The sequence below is a fragment of the Burkholderia sp. Bp9140 genome (genome assembly GCF_003853425.1).
Taxonomy (GTDB): domain Bacteria; phylum Pseudomonadota; class Gammaproteobacteria; order Burkholderiales; family Burkholderiaceae; genus Burkholderia.
This window is the reverse complement of sequence record NZ_QTPQ01000012.1, coordinates 32489-50404: the sequence shown is the minus strand read 5'-3', so window position 1 is coordinate 50404 and position 17916 is coordinate 32489. Positions and strand designations below refer to the sequence as shown.

General features: G+C 68.1%; 15 protein-coding genes. 5 read left to right on the top strand and 10 right to left on the bottom strand.

Annotation, left to right across the window (positions count from 1 at the left end):
* Positions 1 to 33: 33 nt before the first annotated feature.
* On the bottom strand, positions 34 to 771 hold the full coding sequence (locus DIE21_RS12260; protein WP_124497961.1) for a helix-turn-helix domain-containing protein: 738 nt from the start codon (positions 769 to 771) through the stop codon (positions 34 to 36).
* 120 nt (positions 772 to 891) lie between these two features.
* Between DIE21_RS12260 and DIE21_RS12255 the strand changes: the two genes are divergently transcribed.
* The 3 genes from DIE21_RS12255 to pcaG all read left to right on the top strand — a co-directional run bounded on the left by DIE21_RS12255 (position 892) and on the right by pcaG (position 3052).
* Positions 892 to 1455, top strand: a complete 564-nt coding sequence (locus DIE21_RS12255) for a YiiX/YebB-like N1pC/P60 family cysteine hydrolase (protein WP_124497960.1) — start codon at positions 892 to 894, stop codon at positions 1453 to 1455.
* A 292-nt stretch (positions 1456 to 1747) separates the two neighbouring features.
* Positions 1748 to 2455, top strand: a complete 708-nt coding sequence (gene pcaH, locus DIE21_RS12250; RefSeq protein ID WP_006489685.1) for a protocatechuate 3,4-dioxygenase subunit beta — start codon at positions 1748 to 1750, stop codon at positions 2453 to 2455.
* Positions 2456 to 2458: 3 nt separating this feature from the next.
* Complete coding sequence (pcaG, locus tag DIE21_RS12245; RefSeq protein WP_124497959.1) at positions 2459 to 3052, top strand: protocatechuate 3,4-dioxygenase subunit alpha; 594 nt, start codon at positions 2459 to 2461, stop codon at positions 3050 to 3052.
* A gap of 472 nt (positions 3053 to 3524) precedes the next feature.
* On the opposite strand, the gene DIE21_RS12240 is transcribed toward pcaG, so the two are convergent.
* From DIE21_RS12240 to DIE21_RS12200, 9 genes are all read right to left on the bottom strand, one after another.
* Positions 3525 to 4304 carry a helix-turn-helix domain-containing protein gene (locus tag DIE21_RS12240; protein WP_124497958.1) on the bottom strand — a complete coding sequence of 260 codons (780 nt, stop codon included), beginning with the start codon at positions 4302 to 4304 and terminating at the stop codon, positions 3525 to 3527.
* A gap of 20 nt (positions 4305 to 4324) precedes the next feature.
* Positions 4325 to 5152, bottom strand: coding sequence for a M55 family metallopeptidase (locus DIE21_RS12235; RefSeq protein WP_124497957.1), 828 nt, complete (start codon positions 5150 to 5152; stop codon positions 4325 to 4327).
* Positions 5149 to 6231: a P1 family peptidase gene (locus DIE21_RS12230; RefSeq protein WP_124497956.1), complete on the bottom strand. Its 1083-nt coding sequence runs from the start codon at positions 6229 to 6231 to the stop codon at positions 5149 to 5151. Before DIE21_RS12230 ends, DIE21_RS12235 begins: the two co-directional genes overlap by 4 nt.
* Positions 6231 to 7124, bottom strand: a complete 894-nt coding sequence (gene gsiD, locus DIE21_RS12225) for a glutathione ABC transporter permease GsiD (protein ID WP_124497955.1) — start codon at positions 7122 to 7124, stop codon at positions 6231 to 6233. Before gsiD ends, DIE21_RS12230 begins: the two co-directional genes overlap by 1 nt.
* A gap of 7 nt (positions 7125 to 7131) precedes the next feature.
* Positions 7132 to 8052 carry a glutathione ABC transporter permease GsiC gene (gene gsiC / locus DIE21_RS12220; protein ID WP_124497954.1) on the bottom strand — a complete coding sequence of 307 codons (921 nt, stop codon included), beginning with the start codon at positions 8050 to 8052 and terminating at the stop codon, positions 7132 to 7134.
* A 67-nt stretch (positions 8053 to 8119) separates the two neighbouring features.
* Positions 8120 to 9682, bottom strand: coding sequence for a glutathione ABC transporter substrate-binding protein GsiB (gene gsiB / locus DIE21_RS12215; RefSeq protein ID WP_124497953.1), 1563 nt, complete (start codon positions 9680 to 9682; stop codon positions 8120 to 8122).
* A gap of 129 nt (positions 9683 to 9811) precedes the next feature.
* Positions 9812 to 11743: a dipeptide ABC transporter ATP-binding protein gene (locus DIE21_RS12210; protein ID WP_124497952.1), complete on the bottom strand. Its 1932-nt coding sequence runs from the start codon at positions 11741 to 11743 to the stop codon at positions 9812 to 9814.
* 27 nt (positions 11744 to 11770) lie between these two features.
* Positions 11771 to 12760 carry an isoaspartyl peptidase/L-asparaginase family protein gene (locus DIE21_RS12205; RefSeq protein WP_124497951.1) on the bottom strand — a complete coding sequence of 330 codons (990 nt, stop codon included), beginning with the start codon at positions 12758 to 12760 and terminating at the stop codon, positions 11771 to 11773.
* Positions 12757 to 13707 (bottom strand): MurR/RpiR family transcriptional regulator, encoded by a 951-nt coding sequence (locus tag DIE21_RS12200; RefSeq protein ID WP_124497950.1) that lies wholly within the window; start codon positions 13705 to 13707, stop codon positions 12757 to 12759. Before DIE21_RS12200 ends, DIE21_RS12205 begins: the two co-directional genes overlap by 4 nt.
* A 445-nt stretch (positions 13708 to 14152) precedes the next feature.
* Here DIE21_RS12200 and DIE21_RS12195 point away from each other — a divergent pair, with 445 nt between their 5' ends.
* A complete protein-coding gene (locus tag DIE21_RS12195; protein WP_124497949.1) occupies positions 14153 to 15424 on the top strand; it encodes an MFS transporter in 1272 nt (423 codons plus the stop codon).
* Between the two features lie 27 nt (positions 15425 to 15451).
* The gene (locus DIE21_RS12190; RefSeq protein WP_124497948.1) at positions 15452 to 17872 is read left to right on the top strand and encodes a glycoside hydrolase family 31 protein; all 2421 of its coding nucleotides are present in this window, start codon (positions 15452 to 15454) and stop codon (positions 17870 to 17872) included.
* Positions 17873 to 17916 lie beyond the last annotated feature (44 nt).

Sequence of the window (17916 nt, the reverse complement as noted above, 5' to 3'; positions counted from 1 at the left end):
CTTTCCGGAAAGTCCCAAGCATTCGGCGCAGCATCACGCATGGCGCCGCAGCGCGTGGAATCCGGTCGGCTCCCAGATCCGCTTCGCGATCAGCAGGCCCGTGCCGCGCTTCTGCCCGAGCGGCGCGGACGACGACTCCGCGTGCAGCGCCGCCGCCTTGCTGCTCAGCCGCCGCAGTTCCTGCTCGAGTTCCGCGGCGGCCGCATCGGTCAGCATCCCCTGCGAGAACGTCATCGTCTCGCCCGGGCCGTCGAAGCGGCTGCCGAGAAAGTCGTCGAGCACGTGCGCATGGAAGTATCGGCGGATCGGCCCGCCCGGCAGCCAGTCGAAATCGCGCGCGACGCGCACGCGGATGCGGTCGCCCGGCAGCAGCGCGATCACGTTCATCCGGTCGAGCATCAACAGGTATTTCACGCACTCGGCCTGCGTCAGGCAGTAGGCCGACACGATGTCCTGCACGGTCCAGTAGTTGACCGCGCAGACGGCGACGAGCAGCAGCTTCTCGTCCGACACGAGCAGCGCCTCCTGCTGTTCGGTCAGCACGCGCAATCGCGGCGCGGATGCCGACGCCTCCTGCACCAGCTCGGCGAGCGTATAGCCGAGCAGCTGCGCGATCTCCGCGACGCGCTCCAGCGTGAAGCGGCCGCTCGCGAACAGCCGCTTCACGCTCGTCTCGGACACGTCGAGCGCACGCGCGACGTCGCGGTAGGTCATGCCCTGCGCCTTCAGCTGGCGCTTCAGCGTTTCGATCAGTTGGGCGGTCTCGGTCATGTTGGTATCGAAAAATGATGCTCGAGGTCGGATATTAGGCTACTCCAGCATCCATACAAGCACTATTGGGTACTTGTCTGCATAATCCGCTCCGTCCTGTCACTCACCGACGGAGCCGCGATGAGCACCCGAACCGACACCACCGCCTTCGACCCGCATCCCGCCGCGCCGCGCGACGCCCGCGACACGGATCGCACGCTGCCGCTCGCCACGGTGCGCACGCTGGCCGCCGGCGTGCACGTCGGGGACCTCGTGTTCATCCGCGTACCGGCCGGCGCGTCCCGCGACGCGGCAGGCAGCGCAGGCGCCTGGGCCGATCGCTTCGGCATCGTCGTCGATACGTCGGGCAACGAGCCGTTGATCGCCGAGCCCGCCTTTGCGCGCACGAAGCTCACGCCGCTGTCGCGCTTCGTCGCCCGCGCCGACGGCGGACGCATCGCACTGGCGCGCCGCGTCGCCGCCCCGACTGCCGACGCGCAGCGCGACGTGCACGCGCTGGCCGAACAGCGGATCGACGCGCTGCTAGGCAGCCGCTTCAGCCTGCTGTCGCAGCGCGGGTTCTGCGCGAACTACGTGAGCGACGTGCTCGGCGCCGAGTGCGCGACGACGCCAGCCGCGCTGCTGCGAAGCGGAACGCTGTCGCTCGAATTCGACGGGATCGTCTTCGATCCCGCCCGACCGTAACCGCGAAGGACGAACGACGAATGGGCGCGCCCGGGGAGACCGGATAACAACAACGAAACAAGAAAAAGCAGCGACGGGCTGGCTGGAGGGCTGTGCACGGAGTCGTCACCGACGACGCGAAGCCCGATCGCTTTTTCCGCCGGATAGGCCACCTGTCCGGCGGATTTTCATTGGCGTCGCCGAACATAACGAATGGTTATGCGATTCGCGAAAAAAGGTCATTTTGCATAACTTTCCGGATTGGCTAAAGTCTTGCCATCCACTTCGCGAAATACCTAACAGGAGACGCCCGATGGATTCCCCCACGATCCTCACGCCGCGCGACTGGCCGTCGCATCCCGCGTATGTCCACCCCGAGTACCGTTCGTCGGTGAAGCGTGGCCCGACCCGCCCGCTGATCCCGTTGAAGGAAAAGCTGCGCGACCAGTACGCGCCCGTCTACGGCGCCGAGGATCTCGGCGCGCTCGACCATGACCTGACGAAGAACGCCGTGAAGAACGGCGAGCCGCTCGGCGAGCGCATGGTCGTCACCGGCCGCGTGCTTGACGAAGGCGGCAAGCCCGTGCGCAACACGCTCGTCGAGGTATGGCAGGCGAACGCGGCCGGCCGCTACGTGCACAAGGTCGACCAGCACGACGCGCCGCTCGACCCGAACTTCCTCGGCGCGGGCCGCTGCCTGACCGACGACGAAGGCCGCTACCGCTTCCTGACGATCAAGCCCGGCGCCTATCCGTGGGGCAACCATCCGAACGCGTGGCGCCCGAATCACATTCACTTCTCGCTGTTCGGCGACTACTTCGGCTCGCGCCTCGTCACGCAGATGTACTTCCCCGGCGATCCGCTGCTCGCGTACGACCCGATCTTCCAGGGCACGCCGGAAGCGGCGCGCGACCGCCTGATCTCGCGCTTCTCGATGGACATCACCGAAGAAGGCTATGCGCTCGGCTACGAATTCGACATCGTGCTGCGCGGCCGCGACGCTACCCCGATGGAGCGCTGAACCATGACGACGCTGAAGCAAACCCCTTCGCAGACGGTCGGCCCGTACTTCGCATACGGCCTGTGCCCGCAGCAATACGACTACGACCTGAAGAGCCTGTTCACGCCGTCGATCGCCTCGCCGGACGCCGAAGGCGAGCACGTGCTGCTGGTCGGTCAGGTGTTCGACGGTGACGGCAACGTCGTCGGCGACGCGGTGCTCGAATTCACGCAGGTGGACGGCGCGGGCCGCTATCCCGCGTCGCGCGACGACATCGCGAAATCCGGCTTCACGGGCTTCGCACGCGTCGGCACGGGCACCGATGCGCAGCATCGCTTCGTCGTCCCGACGGTGAAGCCGGGCCGCATCGCCACCGACGAGGCACCGCACATCAACGTGACCGTGATGATGCGCGGCATCCTGACCCACGCGTTCACCCGCGTGTATTTCGACGACGAAGCCGCGGCGAACGCGGCCGATCCGGTGCTGAACCTGGTACCGGCCGAACGCCGTGCGACGCTCGTCGCGAAGCGCGACGCGCAGCCGGGCCGACCCGTCGTGTACCGCTTCGACATCCGCATGCAGGGGCCGGACGAAACCGTGTTCTTCGACCTGTGACGCGCGAGCCGGCGCAGGCCGGCTGCTCGCGGCGGACCGCCGCGTGGCGCGATACCGACAGGCATCGCGTCGCGCGGCGGCTTTCGTTTTCGGGCGCCAACATTCGATGCTGGCCCGCAGCACGCCCTGTCGGAATCGCCGACGCCCATGGTCGACGGCTTCCGCCCCCGGTACCGAACACGCGATTGAAACGCTTGCTGCGACAGCACATGAATCGTTGCGCACACGCGATATCGTTTGCGCGTTACGCGGCGTATGCTTTGCTATCCTCAACGCACCGACGGGATTGAATCGGAATAGGCAACAATTTCACGAATCCATGCGCGAACACGGCCCCGCTGGCCGGTCGCGCATTTTTTCTGACCGAGTGCCTTTAAGCGCGTCTGGCCGAATCCTGGCAGGCGCGTTTTTTTCGTTCGCGCAAGAGCGGCCCGGCCGGCGCGGTACCCGCCGCCGCGTCCGTCCCGGCTACCTAGCGGCGAACCTCCAGATACCGGCTCGGCGTATCGCCGAGGATGCGGCGAAACGCCGACGTAAAGGCGCTCGCGCTCGCATAGCCGAGATCGAGCGCGACCCGCGTCACCGGCTGCCCGTCGCTCAGGCGCGCAATCGCCGCGAGCATGCAGACCTGCTGACGCCACGCGGCGAAACTCACGCCGGTCTGCGCGCGGAACAGCCGCGTAAACGTGCGCCGGCTCACGCCCGCATCGGTCGCCACCTGGTCGAGATCGGCCGCGATCGACGGCGACGCGAACAGATGCCGGCAGATCCTCGCGAGGCGCGCGTCGGCGGGCAGCGGCGCGTGCAGCGACAGCCGCGGCATCGTCGCGATTTCCGCGACCAGCAGCGCCATCAGCTTGCCCGCCCGGCCGTCGACGTCGTACATCGCCGGCAGGTCGATCGCATCGTCGATCAGTTGCCGCAGCAGCGGCGACACGCCGTATACGCCGCACTGGTCCGGCAGCCCGGCGGCCTGGGCCGCGTCGTCCGACACGAACGTGTTGAGCATCGTGACCGGCCCGGTCATCGTCATTTCGTGGCGAACGCCGGCCGGCACCCAGCACGCGCGCTGCGGCGGCACCAGCCAGCGGCCATGCGGCGTCGACACGCTGATCGTGCCGCGCGACGCGCACGCGAACTGCCCGCGCCCGTGCGCGTGCTCCGCAAACGTCGTGCCCGCCGCGTAGTCGTTGGCGGTCACGACGACGCTGCGCGCAATGTGTTCGTAGGGATCTGGCAGCGTATTTCTCAAGGCCCGAATTCCATCATGAATCACCGCAGCATGAACGACATGGCCGACAGGCTGTTCAGCGTGCGCACGACGTGCTCGACCGACGGCCCGTCGAAGCGCAGCGTCACCGCATCGACCCGCTCGAGCGACGGCAGCACGCAGAACAAATCGGCGAGCGCGGCCGTTTGCACGCGCAGCGTGCACGCGGCCGGCGCGGGCCGATGCGCGCTCGCGCGCCAGCCTGACGACAGCGCATGCGCGACCGTTTCGCGTGCGGCGGTCGCGATGCGCGCGCAGGACGCGGCCGGTGTGAGCGTATCGCCGCTCGATGCGCCGCCGGCCGTCTTGACCGTCTCGAACCGCGCGTCCGGAAACAGCGGCCGGGTTTCCTCGGCGAACACGTCGTCGCCCGACGCCAGCGCGACGTGCGCGCCGTATTCGCGCGCCAGCGCGCCATACAGCCCGGCCTCGCCGAGCTCGACGCCGTTCAGCCACACCTGCGTGAACGCGAAGCTGTTGATGGTGTGCGCGAGCACGCCGCGCGTCTGCGATTTCGCGTGAAAGCCGATCATGAACACGAGATCGGGCCGCTGTTCGAGGCCCGCCATCATCCCGAGCGTGCGCGGCTTGCCGAGCACGACGCGCGCACGCGCATCGAGCCCGTCGGGCAGCAGATTGCGAAAGCCGCCGTGCGAGTCGTTGACCCAGACGGTCTGCGCGCCGCCCGCGAACGCGCCTTCGAGCGCCGCGTTCGCCTCGGCGGTCATCCAGCGGCGCGCGCGTTCGTATTCCGGATTGCCGGCACGCGTCTGCTCGGTGGCAAACACGCCGGCGACGCCTTCGATGTCGGTCGAGATCAGGATCTTCATGACGGGGGATGACGTCCTTCGTTGTCGTCGTTGAACAGGCGTTCGAGATCGGGCACCGCATCGCGCAGCGATTGCCGCACGTGGCCGTCGCGCCCGGCCACGGTCACGGCCTGCAGCAGCGCGTCGGCGATCGCCTGCTCGACGCTCTCGGCCGCGGCCATGAACAGCGGATCGAGCGCCGCATCGGCCACGAGGGCCGGCAGCGCGACGCTCGACGCATCGTGCGCGATCGTATACGCGGTGGAAAAGGCGAGCGCGATGTCGCCGCTGCCGTGCCCGTAGACCGAGCCGGTGCGGGCCAGGCCCGCGCCCGCGCGGCGGGCGAGCCGCGACAGTTGCCGCGCGTCGAGCGGCGCATCGGTCGCGAGCAGCAGGATGATCGAGCCTTGCTCGGGCGGCGCCGCGTGCGCGGCTGCAGCGGCACGCCGCTGCGCGACGATGCGCCCGAGCGGCACACCGCCGAGCGTCAGCATCGACAGCCTGCCGAAATTCGCGAGCACGAGCGCGCCGACCGTATACGGCCGGCCGGCCGCAACGGCCACGCGCGACGCGGAGCCGATCCCGCCCTTCAGGTCGAAACACGACATCCCGCGCCCGGCGCCCACCGCGCCGCGCGCGAAGTCGCGCGCCGCCGTGCGGCACGCGTCGTCGTAATGCGCGGCCGTCACTGCGAACGCCTGGATATCGTTCAGATAGCCGTCGTTGCACTCGAACACGAGCGGGTTGACGGTCGGCCAGTCCCGGCCGATCCGCGGATTCTGCGCGATCGCGGCGCGGATCTGTGCCTGAGCGACCGCGCCGACTGCGAACGTGTTGGTGAGCGCGATCGGCGTCTCGAGCGTGCCGAGCTCATCGACCTGCACGAGCCCGGTGCTCTTGCCGAAACCGTTGATCACGGCCGCGCCGGCCGGCACCTTGCTGCGGTACAGGTCGCCCGGGTGCGGCTTCACGACGGTCACGCCCGTCTGCACGTCACCGGCATCGAGCGTCGCATGGCCGACCGTGACGCCCGGCACGTCGGCGATCGTGCCGCGCGGCCCGGCCGGCAGCGTCGCGGCCCACATGGGGACTGCACCCATCAGCGGCGCTCCAGCTTCGGGTCGAGCGCGTCGCGCAGCCCGTCGCCGAGCAGGTTGAACGCGAGCACGGTCAGGAAGATCGCGAGGCTCGGGAAGATCGCGACGTGCGGCGCGGTCACCATGTCCGCGCGCGCCTCGTTGAGCATCGCGCCCCACTCCGGCGTCGGCGGCTGCGCGCCGAGCCCGAGGAACGACAGGCTCGCGGCCGTGATGATCGACGTGCCGATCCGCATCGTGAAGTAGACGACGACGGACGACACGGTGCCCGGCAGGATGTGCCGCATGATGATCGTCCAGTCGGACGCACCGATGCTGCGTGCGGCCTCCACGTAGGTCATGTGCTTGAGCATCAGCGTGTTGCCGCGCACGAGCCGCGCGAACGCCGGGATGCTGAAGATCGCGACCGCGCAGATCACGTTGATCATCCCGTTGCCGAGGATCGCGACCACGCCGATCGCGAGCAGGATCCCCGGGAACGCGAACAGCACGTCGGCCACGCGCATCGTGATGCGGTCCCACCAGCCTTCGTAGTAGCCGGCGAGCAGCCCGAAGAACGTGCCGATGAGCGCGCCGAGCGCGACCGAGAAGAAGCCGGCCGCGAGCGAGATGCGCGTGCCGGTGACGATCCGGCTGAAGATGTCGCGGCCGAGCGAGTCGACGCCGAACCAGTGCACGGCCGACGGCCCCGCGTTCAGCGCTTCGTAGTCGAAATAGTTTTCCGGATCGAACGGCACGATGTGCGGGCCGGCGAACGCCAGCACGACGAGCGCCAGCACGAAGCCGCCCGCGACGAGCGCGACGGTCTGCTTGCGGAACTTGCGCCAGAACTCACGCCACGGCGTGCGGATCGCGGTCGATGCGGCCGGCGCCGCGGGCTGGACAGTCGCGTTCATGCGCGCCTCACTTGAACCGGATGGTCGGGTTGATGACCGCGTACAGCACGTCGACGGTCAGGTTGATCAGGATGAATTCGAGCGAGAACAGCAGCACGATCGCCTGGATCACCGGGTAGTCGCGCATCGTCACCGCATCGACCAGCAGGCGCCCGAGCCCCGGCCAGTTGAACACGGCCTCGACGACGATCGAGCCGCCGAGCAGGAAGCCGAACTGCAGCCCCATCATCGTGACGACCGGGATCATCGCGTTGCGCAGGCAGTGCTTGAGCACGACCAGCGGCTCGTGCACGCCCTTCGCGCGCGCGGTGCGCACGTAGTCCTCGTTGAGCACCTCGACGAACGACGCGCGCGTGAAGCGCGCCATCACCGCCGCGACGGCGGCGCCGAGCGTCAGCGACGGCAGCACATAGCTCTTCCACGTGCCGTCCGGCACGACGGGCAGCCAGCCGAGCTTCACCGAGAAGATTTCCATCAGCAGCATGCCGAGCGCGAATGCCGGAAACGAGATGCCCGACACCGCGATCGTCATCCCGAGGCGGTCGGGCCAGCGGTTGCGCCACACCGCCGACGCGATCCCGATCGCCATCCCGAACACCGTCGCCCACACCATGCTGACGAGCGTCAGCAGCAGCGTCGGCATGAAGCGCTCGCCGATCTCGGTCGACACCGGCCGCTTGCTGCGCGTCGACGTGCCGAAATCGCCGTGCGCGATCTTCACGAAGAAGTTCGCGAACTGCGCGGGCAGCGGCCGGTCGAGCCCGAGATCGGCACGCACCAGCGCGACCGTCGCGTCGTCGGCTTCGGGGCCCGCCGCGAGCCGCGCCGGGTCGCCCGGCAGCAGGTGCACGAACAGGAATACCAGCACCGCGACGATCGCGAGCGTGGGCAGCAGGCCGAACAGGCGTTTGACGAGGAAATTCAGCATGGGGCACCGATCGAATCAGCGCGCCGGCAGCTTGCGCCGCCGGCGCCGCACAGCGGGCGAACCGTCGTCATTTCACCGAAATTTCGTCGAAGTTGAACGAACCGTCCGGCATCACGTACATGCCGTGCAGGCGCTTGCTGCGCGCATAGACGATCTTCTCCTGCACCAGGAAAATCCACGGCGCGTCGGCCCACACCTGCTTCTGCGCGTCGGCGTACAGGGCGGCCTTCTTCGTGTTGTCGGTCGTCTCGAGCGCCTTCGCGAGATCGTCGTCGACGGTACCGTTCTTGTAGTACGCGGTGTTGTAGAGCTTCGGCGGCGCGGACGTCGACGCGAGCAACGGCGACAGCGCCCAGTTCGCCTCGCCCGTCGACGCCGACCAGCCGCTGTAGTACATCCGCACCGGTGCCGTCGCCGGATCCTGCGCGCTCTCGACCTTCGCGACCCGCTCGCCGGCCTCGAGCGCCTGCACCTGCACCTTCACGCCGACCTGAGCGAGCTGCTGCTGGACGAACTGGATCAGCTTCTGCGCCGTCGAATGGTTGTACGCGGACCAGAGCGTCGATTCGAAGCCGTTCGGATAGCCGGCCTCCTTCAGCAGCGCGCGCGCCTTCGCCGGATCGTACGGCCAGGGGCCGAGCTTCGTCGCATATTCGACGCCGACCGGCGCGACACCCGTCTGCGGGGTCGCATAGCCGGCGAACACGACCTTCGCGAGCGCTTCCTTGTTGACCGCGTAGTTCAGCGCTTCACGCACCTTCGGATTGTCGAACGGCTTCTTCTGCGTGTTCAGCGAGATGTAGCGCTGGATGATCGACGGCCGCTCGATCAGCTCGACCTTCGGATTGCTCTTCAGGTCGGCCGCCTGCTCGAACGGAATCGTAAACGCGAAATCCGCCTCGCCGGTCTTGAGCAGCGCGGCACGCGTGTTGTTGTCGACCACCGGCTTCCAGTCGATCGAATCGACCTTCGGATAGCCCTTCTTCCAGTAGCCGGCAAACTTCTTCACCTTCATGTCGTCGGTCTGCTTCCATTCGACGAACTCGAACGGGCCCGTGCCGACCGGATGCAGCGACACGTCGTGCCCCCACTTCTTCAGCGCGGCCGGCGAAATCATCACCGCCGACGGGTGCGCAAGCGTGTTGATGAACGCGGAGAACGGCTCGCGCAGCGTGAACTTCACCGTCATCGGATCGACCACCTCGGTCTTCTCGATCACGCGGAACAGGCCGTAACGCTTCAGCTTGTTCGCCGGATCCGTTACACGGTCGAAGTTCGCCTTCACCGCGGCGGCGTTGAAGTCGGTGCCGTCCTGGAACTTCACGCCCGGGCGCAGCTTGACCGTGTAGGTCTTCGCGTCGGGGCTGGCTTCATAGCTCGTCGCGAGCACGTTGACGAGCTTCATGTCCTTGTCGAAGCCGAACAGCCCTTCGTAGAACGACTTGACCACGGCCTGCGAAACCGTATCGTTCGCGTCGTACGGGTCCATCGTCGTGAACGTCGAGTACACGGCGACCACGACGTTCTGCTGCGCGAACGCGGGCACCGCGACCGACAGCGCGAGCGCGCCGGCCCCCGCAACGAGGAACGCGCGCGGACGGAACATCGGGAACGAATGCGGCTTGTTCATTTTGTCTGGCTCCTGTGGATGATTCGGTAACGCATGGTGGAAATCGCGGCGTGACTGCGTCCGCTCGGGAAAATGACGCCGTTGCCTGGCGCGTGCGCAGCTGCGGTCCATATGCGACTCCCCGTGCAATCAATACGCGCCGCCGACGCGATGCGTTGCGACGTAATGATCGGGGCCGACCGCGACGAGCGGCGCGACGAGCGGATCGTCGCCGGCCGCGCGGATCGGGCTCGGAATCTCGTCCGCCGCGAGCTGGCGCGGCGCATGCCGGCGCGCGGGGTCGGCCACCGGCACCGCGCTCATCAGCTTCTTCGTGTACGGATGCTGCGGTGCCTCGAACACCGCGCGGCGCGGGCCGATCTCGACGATCTGGCCGAGATACATCACCGCGACGCGATGGCTGATGCGCTCGACGACCGCCATGTCGTGCGAGATGAACAGGTACGCGACGCCGAGCTCGCGCTGCAGGTCGAGCATCAGGTTCACGATCTGTGCCTGCACCGACACGTCGAGCGCGGACACCGATTCATCGGCGATCACGACCTTCGGGTTCAGCGCGAGCGCGCGTGCGATGGCGATCCGCTGGCGCTGGCCGCCCGAGAATTCGTGCGGATAGCGGCGCGCGGCCTCCGGCGGCAGGCCGACCTTGTCGAGCAGCCAGTCGACGCGCGCCTGCGCGTCGCGGCCGCTCGCGACGCCGTGCACGAGCAGCGGCTCCATGATCGAGAAGCCGACGGTCAGGCGCGGATTCAGCGACGCGAACGGATCCTGGAAAATGAACTGGATGTTCCGGCGCAGCGCCTGCAGGTCCGCGCCCTTCAGTGCGCTGATGTCGCGGCCGTCGAATTCGATCGAGCCGCTCTGCGATTCGACGAGGCGCAGCAGCGAACGCCCGGTGGTCGACTTGCCGCAGCCCGATTCGCCGACGAGCGCGAGCGTCTCGCCCGCGCGCAGCTCGAAGCTCACGCGCTCGACCGCATGCACGTACTGCGACACGCGGCCGAACACGCCGCTCTTCACCGGAAACCGCGTGACGAGATCGCGCACGCGCAGGATCGGCGGCGCGGCCGGATCGACGTGCGGCTGCCCGGCGGCGGGGACTGCGGCCGCATCGCTCGCATCGTTCGCATCGTTCGCGGCAGGCGCCGGCGCGGCGCCACTCGCGCCGTCCACCTTCAGCAGCGGGAATTTCTCGGGAATATCGGTGCCCTGCATCGAGCCGAGCCGCGGCACGGCCGCCAGCAGCGCCCGCGTGTAGCGGTGCGCGGGCGTCGCGAAGATGCGCTCGGACTCGCCCTCCTCGACCTTCTCTCCGCGATACATCACGAGCACGCGGTCGGCCACTTCGGCGACCACGCCCATGTCGTGCGTGATGAAGATCACGCCCATGTTCATCTCGTCCTGCAGGCCGCGGATCAGTTGCAGGATCTGCGCCTGGATCGTCACGTCGAGCGCGGTCGTCGGCTCGTCGGCGATCAGGAGCGCGGGCCGGCACGACAGCGCCATCGCGATCATCACGCGCTGGCGCATCCCGCCGGACAACTGGTGCGGATAGCGCACGAACACGCGGCGCGCCTCCGGGATGCGCACGAGATCGAGCAGCCGCAACGCTTCCGCGCGCGCCTCGGGCGCGCTCTTCGACTGGTGCAGCGCGATTGCCTCGCTGATCTGGTCGCCGACCGTAAACACCGGGTTCAGCGACGTCATCGGCTCCTGGAAGATCATCGCGATGTCCGCGCCGCGGATACCGCGCATCGTCGCCGCGCTCGCCTGTGCAAGATCGACGATCGCACCGCCTCGGCGCCGCAACGCGATCCGGCCGCTCGTGATCTCGCCGCCGCCGTGCTCGACGAGCCGCATCAGCGCGAGCGACGTCACCGATTTGCCGGAGCCCGACTCGCCGACGATCGCGAGCGTCTCGCCGCGATCGACGTGAAACGACACGTTGCGCACCGCATCGAACGTCGCGGTTTCGCGACGGAACATGACCGACAGGTCGTCGACCGCGATGACGCGCTGCTCCGGCAGCACCAGCGCGGACGGGGTTCGGCTCGAAGTCATGCGAAGGTCTCCTCGTGCGATCCGGAATCAGGCCGCATCGTCGCGATAGATGCCGACCACGGGCGTCTCGCCGACGCGCGCGTAGCCGCGATACATCCCTTCCGTGTTGAACGGCATCGCGACGTTGCCGTGCCCATCGACCGCGATGATCCCGCCGCGCCCGGCCAGGCGCGCCAGCTTGTTCATCACGGCGTCGTGCGCGGCGTCGGCGAGCGATGCGCCGCGATACGCGATCTGCGCGGCCACGTCGTGCGCGGTCGCGAGCCGGATGAACATCTCGCCGGTGCCCGTCGCGGATACCGCGCAGGTCGCGTCGTCCGCGTAGCAGCCGGCACCGATGATCGGCGAATCGCCGACGCGTCCGGGCTGCTTGTTCGTGATGCCGCCGGTCGACGTCGCCGCCGCGACATGGCCGTCGAGGTCGCATGCGACCGCGCCGACCGTGCCGTGCTTGCGATCGGGATCGAGCGGCTCGGCCGCCTGTCCGGCGCCGAACGCGAAGGTCGCGGCATCGTGATCGAGCATCGTGCCGGCCACCGCCGCGCGCGCCTTGATCCACTGCGCATGGCGCGCTTCGGTATCGAAGTAGCCGGGCTCGGCGAGTTCGAGGCCCTGCGCGGCCGCGAACGCGTCGGCGCCCGCGCCGGCGAACAGCACGTGCTCGCTCGCCTCCATCACGCGCCGTGCGGCGAGGACCGGATTGCGCACGCGGGTCGCGCAGCAGATCGCGCCGGCCGCGAGCGTCGCGCCGTCCATCACCGCCGCATCGAGTTCGTGCTTGCCTTGCGCCGTATAGACGGCGCCGCGCCCGGCGTTGAACAGCGGACAGTCCTCGAGCATCCGCACGGCGACGGTGACGGCGTCGAGCGCGCTGCCGCCGTCGGCGAGCACCTGTTGCGCGGCCTGCAGGATCGCGGTGAGCTCGGCGCGGTACTGGCGTTCGGTGTCGGTATCCATCGCATCGCGCAGGATCGTGCCTGCACCGCCGTGAATCGCGACGATCGCGGGTGAAGTCATGATTTTTTCGGCCCGGAGGAAGAAGGGTTGGCGGCCGGCAGCGCCGCTTGCGGCTGGATCAGCCATGGCAACAGGAATTCGGTCATTTCGGCGGCGGACTTCGCGGAGCGGTGCGTGCGCAGCGCGACCGCGTCGATCAGCGCCTCGATCATCGTCAGCACGGCCGCTTCCGACGTGGCCGCGAAACGCCGTTCGGCCTTCACGTACAGATTCAGCGACGCGATCGGCGCAAGCGGCGAACCGGGCCCGTCGGAAATGCCGAGCACGCGTGCGCCGCGCGCCGCCGCGCGGCGAGCCAGCTCGATCGTGTCCTTCACGTAGCGCGGAAACGCGAGCGCGATCACGAGATCGCGCGAGTCGGCCGTATACAGGCGCCGCGCCGCATGCGAAGGGCCGCCGAGCAGCGCGAGCGACTGCACGTTGTCGTGACACACCGACAATCCATGTTCCATCAGCCCGGTGAGAAACGCGCTCGAACCGGCGCCGAGGATCAGCACGCGCCGCGCGCCGACGATCGCCTCGACGGCCGCCTCGACATCGGCCGCGTCCAGCTGCGCGCGCGTGTTCTCGATGTTCGCGACGGCCTGGTCGAATACCGCGTCGATCCACGCGGCGCCGCGCACGCCCTGCTCCTGCTCTTGCTCCTGCGCGGATCGCAGCCGCTCGACGGGACCGAGCGTCGCCTCGAAGCCGCGCACGAGCGCCGCGCGCATCGACGGATAGCCGTCGAAGCCGAGCGCCTTCGCGAAGCGGTTCGCGGTCGCGATCGACGCATTCACCGCCTGCGCGAGCTCGTCGATCCGCATCGTCGCCGCGCGAAACGGATTCGCGAGCACGAACTCGCCCATCCGGCGGTGGATCGGCGTCATCCGCGGCATGGCCGACGCGATGCGCGCCGCGATCGAGGATTCGTCCTGACTGACATCGTGCGGAACGAGAGGCGTCATGCGAAAGGTTTTGCAAGGTGGATGAAAATCAATTTACACAATCTATCGACCGGAAAAAAATAAATTTTCATCAGGGTTGTCACGATCCTGCCGTGTCCGTCCGGCCGGGCCGGTCGTACGACGGCCGCCCACCCCGATCCGCCGGCGTTCGGCACGCAGGCTCCGTATGTCGCGGCCACCCTTGTCCGCCCATCTGCCGGGAAAACCCCGAGAACGTTCGTTCGAATGCAGATTCACGTTGACCGGATTCGAATTCGAACATAGGATGTTCGAAAATGATCAGTCGTCAGATAACATAGGCTTTCAGCCGCAGCGAAATGTTCGATCGAATGCGGCTGTTTCGGCAAAAATCAGGCGGATCGGCGTCCACCAAGATCGGACATCGTACAAATAAGACAGGGCAAGACGTCCCGGACGGGCGGCTTGCATGGATCAGGAGACAGCAGTGAAAACAGTCAAGGCGTTGCGCTGGTGGATCATCGTGCTCGTATGTCTCGGCACGATCCTCAACTACCTCGCGCGAAATTCCCTCGCGGTGCTCGCACCGGAGCTCAAGCAGGTATTCGCGATCTCGACGCAGCAGTACTCGTACATCGTGGGCGCGTTCCAGATCGGCTACACGATCATGCAGCCGGTGTGCGGGTTCGTCGTCGACCTGATCGGGCTGCGGCTCGGATTCGCACTGTTCGCGATGCTGTGGTCGGTGGTCGGCGTCGCGCACGGCTTCGCATCGGGCTGGCTGTCGCTCGGCGTCCTGCGCGGCCTGCTCGGGCTGTTCGAGGCCGCCGCGATTCCATCGGGGATGAAGGCCGTCGCCGAATGGTTTCCGGATCGCGAGAAATCCGTCGCGGTCGGCTACTTCAACGCGGGCACGTCGCTCGGCGCCGCGATCGCGCCGCCGCTCGTCGTGTTCATCTCGATGCGGTTCGGCTGGCAATCCGCATTCATGGTCACCGGTGCGCTCGGCTTCGCATGGGCCGCGCTGTGGTACACGCAGTACCGGTCGCCGGCCGACCATCCGCGCATCACGTCGCAGGAGCGCACGCTGATCCGCGACGGCCAGACCACGATGCCGGCCGTGTCGAAGCGCCGGATTCGCGACGTCGTCACCGCGCGCCGCTTCTGGGCGATCGCGCTGCCGCGCTTCTTCGCGGAACCCGCGTGGCAGACCTTCAGCTTCTGGATCCCGCTGTACCTCGCCACCGAGCGCCACATGGCGCTTGCACAGATTGCCGTCTTCGCGTGGATGCCGTTTCTCGCGGCCGACCTCGGCGGTATCGCGGGCGGCTACCTGTCGCCCTACCTCGCGAACCGGTTCAAGCTGCCGCTCGTGTGGTCGCGCGTCGCCGGCGTCGCGCTCGGCGCGGTGCTGATGCTCGGGCCGGCGATGATCGGGCTCGTGTCGTCACCGTACACCGCCATTGCGCTGTTCTGCGTCGGCGGCTTCGCGCACCAGATGATCTCCGCGCTCGTCAACACGCTGTCGGCCGACGTGTTCGATCCCGAGGAAGTCGGCACGGCCAGCGGCTTCGCGGGAATGGCCGCGTGGATCGGCGGGCTCGGCTTCTCGCTGCTGGTCGGCGCGCTCGCCGACAAGATCGGCTACGCGCCGCTGTTCGCGTGCCTCGGCCTGTTCGACATCATCGGCGTCACGCTGCTCGCGGTGCTGATCCGTGGGCAGTCGAAGCAGGAACGCCTGCTCGCGCAGCACGCCTGACATCCGTTCTCACCAGGAATCGCCTTCATGACTTCGCTTCTTCATCCGCCCGTGTTCCGCGTCGCCGACCGGCAGGCGAACCGTGTGCTGCTCGCGTCCGGCGCGGGCGCGACCCTCGAGATCTTCGTGCTCGAGGACGACATCGTGCGTGTGCGCGTGCTGCCCGACGCGCTGCCGCGCAATCCGCGCACGTGGACGATCGCACCGGGCCTCGACGACGTGCCGCTCGAAGGGCGCGACCGCCTCGACCTGAGCGGCTTCGCGCTGCCGGCCTACGACTTCGTCGAAGACGACAGCAGCGTGCGCATTGAAACCGCCCGGGTCCGACTCGCCGTGAACCGACAAGGCGGCCATTGCACGTGGTCGATGCGCGGCGCCGACGGCGCGTGGCGCGTCGTGCTCGCCGACCGCGCGACGCAGGCGTACAACTTCGGCTGGTGGGACGACCGCGCCTATCACTACGTCGCACGCGAGCGCGGCGACCAGGTGTTCGGTCTCGGCGAACGCGCGGGCGCCCTCGACCGCACCGGCGCGCGCTTCGAGATGCGCAACATCGACGCGATGGGCTACAGCGCGAAGCACACCGACCCGCTCTACAAGCACATCCCGTTCTACGTGACCTGGTCGCCCGACGCGTGCCAGGGCTTCGGGCTGTTCTACGACACGCTGTCGGATTGCGCATTCGACATGGGCCGCGAACTCGACAACTACCACGGGCCGTACCGCTACTTCGTCGCCGAGCACGGCGATCTCGACTATTACTTCATCGCGTCGCCCGACACGCCGCTCACGGCCGCGCGGCGCTTCACGTGGCTCACCGGGCGTCCGGCGCGCACCCCGAAATGGGGGCTCGGCTATTCGGGCTCGACGATGAGCTACACCGATGCGCCGGACGCGCAGCGGCAGATGAACCAGTTCGTCGAGCAGTGCGACGCGCACGACATCCTGTGCGATTCGTTCCACCTGTCGTCGGGCTATACGTCGATCGGCGCGAAGCGCTACGTGTTCAACTGGAACCGCGACAAGTTTCCCGACGCGAAGGGTTTCGTCAAGCACTACCGCGACCACGGCATCCGCCTGTGCGCGAACATCAAGCCGTGCCTGCTGCGCGACCACCCGGCGTTCGACGACGCCGCGCGGCGCGGGCTGCTGATCCGCTCGGCGTCCGGGGAGCCGGCGTGGGTGCAGTTCTGGGACGAGGTCGGCGCGTATCTCGACTTCACGCAGCCGGATGCGTACCGCTGGTGGCGCGAGCAGGTCACGTCGGCACTGCTCGACTACGGAATCGAATCGACCTGGAACGACAACAACGAATACGAGATCTGGTCGCCCGACGCGATCGCACACGGCTTCGGTGAGCCGTTCCCCGCGCGCGAGGCGAAGGTGCTGCAGACGATGCTGATGATGCGCGCGTCGCGCGAAGCGCAGCGCGCGCATGCGCCGGCGCGGCGGCCGTTCCTCGTGTCACGCTCGGGCGGCGCCGGCATGCAGCGCTACGTGCAGACCTGGTCCGGCGACAACTACACGTCGTGGGAAACGCTGCGCTACAACCTGAAGATGGGCCTCGGGCTCGCGTTGTCGGGCGTGTCGAATATCGGTCACGACATCGGCGGCTTCTCCGGCCCCGCGCCGTCGCCAGAGCTGCTGCTGCGCTGGGTGCAGTTCGGCATCTTCATGCCGCGCTTCAGCATCCATTCGTGGAATGACGACGGCACCGTCAACGAACCGTGGATGTATCCGGAGATCACCGCGCAGATCGCGTCGCTGATCAAGCAGCGCTACCGGCTGCTGCCGTATCTCTATCACCTGCTGTGGCTGTCGACCACGCGCTACGAACCGGTGCTGCGGCCGACCTTCGGCGACTTCCCCGGCGACGCGCGCTGCTACGACGCGTGCGACGACATGATGCTCGGCGACGCGCTGCTGGTCGCGCCGGTCGTCGACCCGGGCCGCACGGAGCGCACGGTCTACCTGCCGTCCGGCGCGCGCTGGATGTGCTGCGCGAGCGCGCAGTCGTTCGACGGTGGCGCGAGCGTGACGCTGCCCGCGCCGCTCGACACGCCGGTGATGTTGTTGCGCGAAGGCCGTGTGCTGCCGCTGAACGTCGCCGAGCAACGCTTCGGCGCACGCGCCGACACGCGCGGCTTCATCGTCGCGCCGCGCAGCGAGGACGGTGTCGCGTACGGCGAATGCGTCGAGGACGACGGCGAAACGGAAGCGTGGCGCGACGGCGAGTACGGGCTGTGGCGCATCGAGGCCGGACGCCAGGCATCTGGCGAACTCGGCGTGTCGGTCCGCTGGGACGGCCGCATGGCCCGCCCCGCCGAGCGCGTCGAGCTTCTGCTGCCGGCGTCGCTGCAAGGTGCGCTGGCGGTGCGCGGCGCGCGCGTCGAACACGATGCGCGGGACGGCGCGTGGCGCCGCATCGTCGTGGCGCTCGTCGACTGACCGCGCACCGCCGCGCAGACACCGCTCCCTGATCGGGCGGGCCG

Bases quoted from the DNA above. Each gene is read 5' to 3' on its own strand.
- pcaH (WP_006489685.1), top strand. From the start codon at position 1,748: ATGGATTCCCCCACGATCCTCACGCCGCGCGACTGGCCGTCGCATCCC.
- DIE21_RS12255 (WP_124497960.1), top strand. From the start codon at position 892: ATGAGCACCCGAACCGACACCACCGCCTTCGACCCGCATCCCGCCGCG.
- DIE21_RS12190 (WP_124497948.1), top strand. From the start codon at position 15,452: ATGACTTCGCTTCTTCATCCGCCCGTGTTCCGCGTCGCCGACCGGCAG.
- DIE21_RS12230 (WP_124497956.1), bottom strand. From the start codon at position 6,231: ATGGGTGCAGTCCCCATGTGGGCCGCGACGCTGCCGGCCGGGCCGCGC.
- DIE21_RS12210 (WP_124497952.1), bottom strand. From the start codon at position 11,743: ATGACTTCGAGCCGAACCCCGTCCGCGCTGGTGCTGCCGGAGCAGCGC.
- DIE21_RS12235 (WP_124497957.1), bottom strand. From the start codon at position 5,152: ATGAAGATCCTGATCTCGACCGACATCGAAGGCGTCGCCGGCGTGTTT.
- pcaG (WP_124497959.1), top strand. From the start codon at position 2,459: ATGACGACGCTGAAGCAAACCCCTTCGCAGACGGTCGGCCCGTACTTC.
- DIE21_RS12205 (WP_124497951.1), bottom strand. From the start codon at position 12,760: ATGACTTCACCCGCGATCGTCGCGATTCACGGCGGTGCAGGCACGATC.
- DIE21_RS12200 (WP_124497950.1), bottom strand. From the start codon at position 13,707: ATGACGCCTCTCGTTCCGCACGATGTCAGTCAGGACGAATCCTCGATC.
- gsiD (WP_124497955.1), bottom strand. From the start codon at position 7,124: ATGAACGCGACTGTCCAGCCCGCGGCGCCGGCCGCATCGACCGCGATC.
- gsiC (WP_124497954.1), bottom strand. From the start codon at position 8,052: ATGCTGAATTTCCTCGTCAAACGCCTGTTCGGCCTGCTGCCCACGCTC.
- gsiB (WP_124497953.1), bottom strand. From the start codon at position 9,682: ATGAACAAGCCGCATTCGTTCCCGATGTTCCGTCCGCGCGCGTTCCTC.
- DIE21_RS12260 (WP_124497961.1), bottom strand. From the start codon at position 771: ATGACCGAGACCGCCCAACTGATCGAAACGCTGAAGCGCCAGCTGAAG.